Source organism: Micrococcus sp. NPDC078436, from assembly GCF_040702705.1.
Classification (GTDB): Bacteria; Actinomycetota; Actinomycetes; order Actinomycetales; family Micrococcaceae; genus Micrococcus.
Genome location: NZ_JBFBLX010000015.1, coordinates 72,812 through 78,940, shown reverse-complemented (window position 1 = coordinate 78,940; position 6,129 = coordinate 72,812). Strand labels below are relative to the sequence as shown.

The following is a 6,129-nucleotide window of genomic DNA, read 5'->3' as shown; positions in this document are numbered from 1 at the left end:
CGTGGTTGGAGTACTACAACACTGAGCGGGGTCACGCCGCGCTCGGAGGACACCCGCCCATGAACCGGGTGCCACCAACCTCATGACCGGGTACACCTAGGGGGAGCGGTCGGCGCGCGTCCCGCCCTCGCGGGGCGAACTTCCGGTGAACCCGCTCACGGGGCGGAGCCGTCAGCGGCGCACGAGGTGCACGAGGGTCTCGGCGTGCCCGGTCTGCGGGAACATGTCGAACACCCGGGCGCGCTCCACGCGGTAGGCCGGCAGGGCCGCGAGGTCCTTCGCGAGGGAGGCCGCGTTGCAGCTGGAGTAGAGGACGTGCGGCACGCCCGAGGTCTGCAGCCCCGCCGCCAGCTCGGGGCCGATGCCCCGGCGCGGCGGGTTCACGACGACGGCGTCCGGCACCGGCGCACCGGCGACCCGGCTGGGGTCGGCGGCGGCGTGCGGGCCCTCGCCCCGTCTCGCCGAGGACAGCGCCTGGGTGGCGTCGCCGGCGTCGAGGTGCACGCGGTCGGCCAGGCCCAGCTCCACGGCGGTGAGCCGTGCCGCGGCGATCGCGTCCTCGCTCGTCTCCATCCCCCAGACCTCGGCCACGCCGGCGCCGCCGTCGGCCACGGGACGGGCCAGGTGGAACGCGAAGCCGCCCACGCCGCAGTACAGGTCCCACGCGCTCGCGGGGCGGGCCTCGGCGAGCCACGCCGCCGCCGTCGCGTAGAGGGCGCGGGTCACGGCGGTGTTGGTCTGGAAGAAGCCCTGCGGACGCAGGCGCAGCCCGATCCCGTTGAGCTCCATGCGCAGGGTGGCGTCCCCGGCGAGGTGGACCTCCTCGCGGCCCTCGGGCAGGGCCACGTGCTCGGGCAGCAGGTTCGCCGTCACCACCCTCGCCGGCGTGCCGGCCTCCTCGAGCGCCGTCCGCAGCGCGGGGACCGCGGCCCGCAGCGCGTCGAGTCGGTCACGGGAGCGAAGCACGAAGCGCACCATCGCCTCGCGGTCCGGGGAGAGCGTCACGATCACGTTCTTCAGCTCGCCGGTGCGAGCGGCCACGTCGTAGGGGGTCAGGTCCGCGGCGCGCACCGTGTCCGCCACGGCGGCGGCGATCCGTTCCATCCCGGGCTCGTACAGGGGGCAGTCGCGCAGGTCCCAGCCGGTGCCGTCGTGGTGCCTGGGGTGCTGGTTCGGGTCCAGGATGCCCAGGCGCGGGTCCTGGGCCGTGCCGGTCACCACGAGCTTGGCCTTGTTGCGGAATCCGGCCGCGGGGGAGGGCGCGGGGTCCAGCCACCGGGTCCCGGCGTCCGACACGTCCGCGAGGCGCTCGCGCACCGCCGCGGCCTTGTCCGCCAGCTGCACGGCGTAGGGCACGCCCAGGAGGGTGCAGGAGCGGCAGCGGCCGGCGTCGTAGTGGTGGCAGAGAAGGACGGGCGAGTCCACGGCGCGGCTCAGAAGTCCGTGCTCGCGCGCAGCTCGGGGCGGTCCAGGCGCTCGGCGAGGTGGTCCAGGGCGAGCTCCGCCGCGGCAGCGATGTCCGCATCCACGTCCATCACCAGGGCGGAGAGCACGGGCACGGCGGCCTCGAGGTCGTTCGGGCCGGCCAGGGCGCCCAGGGCAGAGGCCGCCGACGCGCGGACCTCAGAGTCCGGGTCGCAGCACCCCGCGCCGACGCGGTCCACGAGCGCGTGGTCCACCGCGGCGTCGGCGCGCAGGGCGTCGGCCCGTGCGGCCAGCACGAGGTGCACCGCGGAGCGCACCTCGGGCTCGGGGGCGTCGAGGGCGGCCACCAGGGCGGGCAGGGCCCGGCGGTGCCAGGCGCGCGTGAGCGCCAGGGCGCCGGCCGCGGCGGGGGTGAGGGCGTCGTCGTCGCCCAGGATGGCCTGGGCCGCCCCCGAGGTGACGTCCTCCGGGGTGCTGGAACCGGCCAGCAGGCGCGTGGCCACACCCACGACGGCGGCCTCGCCGCGCTCCTCCACGGCGCGCGCCACGCGGCGGGAGAGGCGGTTGAGGGGAGTCTGCGGTTCCGCGGGCAGCGGCAGGGGTTCGCGGGGGGTCATGCGCCCATTCTCCCGCTGTCCGGGGCGGTGATACGTTCGGTGACATGAAGCACATCGGAGCCCTGTCCCTCGACTTCCGGGCGGACAGCTTCGACCATCCCTCCGGGATCGTGGACGCCGGCACCGCGATCTCCTGGATCGACAAGGTCTGCTATGCCGTCGCCGCGAGCTGGTCCGGCTCCTTCGTGCGCGCCCGCTACATGGGGAACATGCAGTTCCGCCACGCCGTGCCCGTGGACACGCAGGCCACGGTGCAGGCGCGCGTCGTGCACACGGACGGCTCCGACGTGCACGTGCAGACGCGCCTGATGCTGCCGGAGATCCCCGACGCCGCCGGCGACCCCACGGTCTGCACCTCCTCCATCGCGGTGTACTCGGCCGAGGAGGGCGGCACCCGCCTCACCGTCCCCCAGTGGGTCCCCGCCACCCCGAACCAGGTCGAGCGCGACGAGCAGGCCCGGCGCTCCACCGTGGCCCGGCGCGAGGTGGAGCGGGGGATGGCCGAGCTGCCCTTCCCCGCCTCCGCCGCGGACCTCGAGGAGATGACCACCCTCTCCTTCCTCGCCCCCACGTCCGAGGCCACCGTGGGCGGCACCGTGAACGCCGGCGCGGTCATGCGCTGGGTGGACGAGGCCGCGGGCGTGTGTGCGGCACGCTGGACGGGCCATGAGAACGTGGTGGCCGTGTTCGCCGGCGGCGTGCGGTTCGTGCGCAACGTGCGGGTCGGCGACCTCGTGCGGGTGGACGCCCTCCTGGTGCACACCACGGACCGCTCCATGCACGTGGCTCTGCGCGTGTACGCCGGGCGTCGCACGAGCCGACGCCCCCGGCTCGTGGCCCACTCGATCTCGGTGATGGTGGACGTCTCGGACGAGGGCCGCGCCGGCGTCGTGCGGCGCTACGTGCCCGTGAGCGAGGCCGCCCGGCGGCTCGAGGAGTCCGCGGTCGAGCTCGTGCGCCTGCGCTCCGAGATGGGGGCGGCCTGGACGTACGCCCGTCCGTAGAATGCGCGGATGAACGAGATCCCCGTCCTCGGACGCCCCGCCCTCCGCCGGACCGTGGTCCGCGGCCTCACCGCCGGAGCCGCCGCCCTCGTCGTCCTCCCCACCGTGACCGCGGTCGCGCTCACCGGGATCGACCTCGTCAAGCGCCGCGGACGAAAGCAGCGTCCCGCCCAGCGGCCGGGCACGTTCCACGTCGAGGCCGGGGAGTCCTCCGTGAGCATCTTCACCTCCGGCGAGGAGCTCTTCGAGGCGATGATCGCCGCGATCGACGACGCCCGCGAGTCCGTCAAGCTCGAGACGTACATCTGGAAGGGCGACGAGACCGGCCAGCGGTTCATGGACGCGGTCAACCGGGCGGCCGAGCGCGGCGTGCGGGTGTGGATCTCCTACGACGGCTTCGCCAACCTCGTGGTGAGCCCCCGGTTCTACCGGCAGTTCCATCCCGCCGTGCAGGTGTACCGAATGCCGGCCTTCACCCGCCCGTACTGGCGGGGGATCGTGCGGCACACCGGCTTCAACCACTCCAAGATCCTCGTGGTGGACCACGAGGTGGGGTTCGTGGGCGGCTACAACATCGGCGACGACTACGCCCACCACTGGCGGGACACGCACGTGCGCCAGGTGGGGCCGGCGGTCTGGGGGCTGGACCACTCGATCGCCACCGTGTGGAACGCAGGCCACGCGCCCGAGGAGCGCATGGAGTGGCACACGCCGGACTCCTGGAACCAGGCCGTCACCGTGGCCTCCAACCTGCCGATCCAGCTGGTCTACCCGGTCCGCCGCGTGTACCTCGAGGCGATCGAGCGGGCGCGGGACCACATCTACATCAACACCCCGTACTTCATCCCGGACCAGCAGATCCTCGAGGCGCTCAAGGACGCCGCACGCCGGGGGGTGGACGTGCAGGTCATGCTGCCCAAGGACTCCAACCACGTGGTGGCCGACTGGGTCTCCCGCGGGTTCTACGCCGAGATGCTCGAGGCCGGCATCACGGTCCTGCTCTACAGGGCGAGCATGATCCACGCCAAGACCGCCACCGTGGACGGTGAGTGGGGCACCGTGGGCACCGCCAACATCGACCGCCTCTCCCTGGGCTACAACTACGAGACGAACCTCTCCGTGGTGGGTGCCGAGTTCGCCGCCCGCATGGAGGAGATCTTCCGCGCCGACGCCGCCCACTGCGACGTGGTCACCTCGCCGCGCTGGGAGGACCGCCACGGCATCGCCCGCGTGGTGGAGACCCTGCTCGTGCCGCTGCGCCCGCTGCTCTGACGGGCAGGGCCTCCGGGGCGCCGAACGTCTGAGGCACTGAGGCACTGAGGCGCCGAGCATCCGGGGCGCCGACCCGGGGCGTCGGCCGCCGGCTCTCCGTCGCAGTCCTCCCCCCCCCAGCCCGGCGCCCCTGCCCCCCTGCGCGACCCCTCCGTTTCGACCGCTGCGAGTCCCTCGCGCTGTGGGGCGCCCTCCTGCTTGCATACCCCCAGGGGTATGTTCTACGCTGACCTCCTCTATACCCCAGGGGGTATCGCGCCGGCGTCGCCCGCCGTCGTCGCCCCAGCCCCGATCCCAGGAGGACCCCATGCTGCTCGAGCGCATCTACGACGAGGACCTGGCCCAGGCCAGCTACGTGATCGGCTGCCAGGCGAAGAAGGAGGCCATGGTGGTGGACCCCCGCCGCGACGTGCAGGTCTACCTGGACTTCGCCGCGCACCACGGCATGACCATCACGCACGTGACCGAGACCCACATCCACGCCGACTTCCTCTCCGGCACCCGGGAGCTGGCCGCCCGCACCGGCGCGCAGATCCACCTGTCCGGGGAGGGCGGCGAGGACTGGTCCTACGGCTTCGAGGGGAACCTCCTCCACGACGGCGACGAGATCCGCCTGGGCAACATCACCGTCACCGCCCAGCACACACCGGGGCACACCCCCGAGCACCTGAGCTACCTCGTGCAGGACGGCGCGTTCGCGGACGGCCCCGGCTACTACCTCACCGGCGACTTCGTCTTCTCGGGCGACCTCGGCCGCCCCGACCTCCTGGACGAGGCCGCCGGCGGCCAGGACACCCGCTTCCTCGGCGCGAAGCAGCTCTTCGCCTCGCTGAAGGAGAAGTTCGTGGGCCTGCCGGACCACGTGCAGGTCTTCCCCGGCCACGGTGCCGGCTCCGCGTGCGGCAAGGCGCTCGGTGCCCTGCCCTCGACGACGGTCGGCTACGAGCGCGCCTACGCCTGGTGGGCGCCCTACGTCGAGAAGGACGACGAGCAGGGCTTCGTCGACGAGCTGCTCGACGGCCAGCCGGACGCCCACGCCTACTTCGCCCGCATGAAGCGCCAGAACAAGCAGGGCCCGGCCGTCCTCGGTGAGCTGGCCCCGCTCACGGAGCTCAGCGGCGAGGCGGCCGCGGCCCGCGTGGCGGACGGGGACGTCCTCGCCGACACGCGCCCGGTCGACCAGATCCACGCCGGCACCGTGCCCGGCTCGATCGCCCTCCCGGCCAAGGACAAGGCCGCCACCCACGGCGGCTGGGCGTTCGACCCCGAGGCCGAGCGGAACGCCGGCGTCGCCATGATCCTGCTCGCGGACGACGCCGACGACGCCGGCCGGATCCGCGACCACCTGATCCGCGTCGGGGTGGACGCCGCGGACGCCTTCGTCACCAGCCTGGAGGGCTTCGACCTCGAAGCCCCGGCCACCATCACGGCGGAGGAGCTCGAGCGCCGGATCTCCGCCGGCGGCGTCGTCCCCGCGGTTCCCGGCGCCGCGCCCGGCCAGGACGGCCTCGCCCTGCTCGACGTCCGCAACCGCTCCGAGCACGCCGCCGGCACCATCCCGGTCAGCGCGGGCGCGGACGGTGACGACGCGGGGGCCGCCCAGCTCTCCGCCGGCAAGGTCGCCTTCCACGAGGAGGAGCTGCCGAAGGACGCCACGCTCGTGACGTTCTGCCAGTCGGGGCTGCGCAACGTCGTCGCCGCCCAGGCGCTGCGCCGTGACGGCTTCCGCGTCGTCGAGCTCGAGGGCTCGTACAACGCCTGGCAGCAGCGCGTCCGCGGCTGAGACGCCCCGCGCCACGCATCCCTGACAC

General features: G+C 73.7%; 5 protein-coding genes. 3 read left to right on the top strand and 2 right to left on the bottom strand.

What is annotated here, in order from left to right; all coding sequences use genetic code 11:
* Positions 1 to 171: 171 nt before the first annotated feature.
* Together AB0302_RS09335 and AB0302_RS09330 are read right to left on the bottom strand one after the other, a co-directional pair.
* Positions 172 to 1,425, bottom strand: coding sequence for a methyltransferase domain-containing protein (locus AB0302_RS09335; RefSeq protein WP_366371587.1), 1,254 nt, complete (start codon positions 1,423 to 1,425; stop codon positions 172 to 174).
* 8 nt (positions 1,426 to 1,433) lie between these two features.
* Complete coding sequence (locus tag AB0302_RS09330; protein WP_366371585.1) at positions 1,434 to 2,042, bottom strand: hypothetical protein; 609 nt, start codon at positions 2,040 to 2,042, stop codon at positions 1,434 to 1,436.
* 44 nt (positions 2,043 to 2,086) lie between these two features.
* Between AB0302_RS09330 and AB0302_RS09325 the strand changes: the two genes are divergently transcribed.
* From AB0302_RS09325 to AB0302_RS09315, 3 genes are all read left to right on the top strand, one after another.
* A complete protein-coding gene (locus AB0302_RS09325; protein ID WP_298985863.1) occupies positions 2,087 to 3,046 on the top strand; it encodes a hotdog domain-containing protein in 960 nt (319 codons plus the stop codon).
* A gap of 9 nt (positions 3,047 to 3,055) precedes the next feature.
* A complete protein-coding gene (locus tag AB0302_RS09320) occupies positions 3,056 to 4,318 on the top strand; it encodes a phospholipase D-like domain-containing protein (protein WP_366371583.1) in 1,263 nt (420 codons plus the stop codon).
* A gap of 307 nt (positions 4,319 to 4,625) precedes the next feature.
* Entirely contained in the window at positions 4,626 to 6,101 is a 1,476-nt protein-coding gene (locus tag AB0302_RS09315) for an MBL fold metallo-hydrolase (protein WP_366371581.1), read from the top strand.
* Positions 6,102 to 6,129 lie beyond the last annotated feature (28 nt).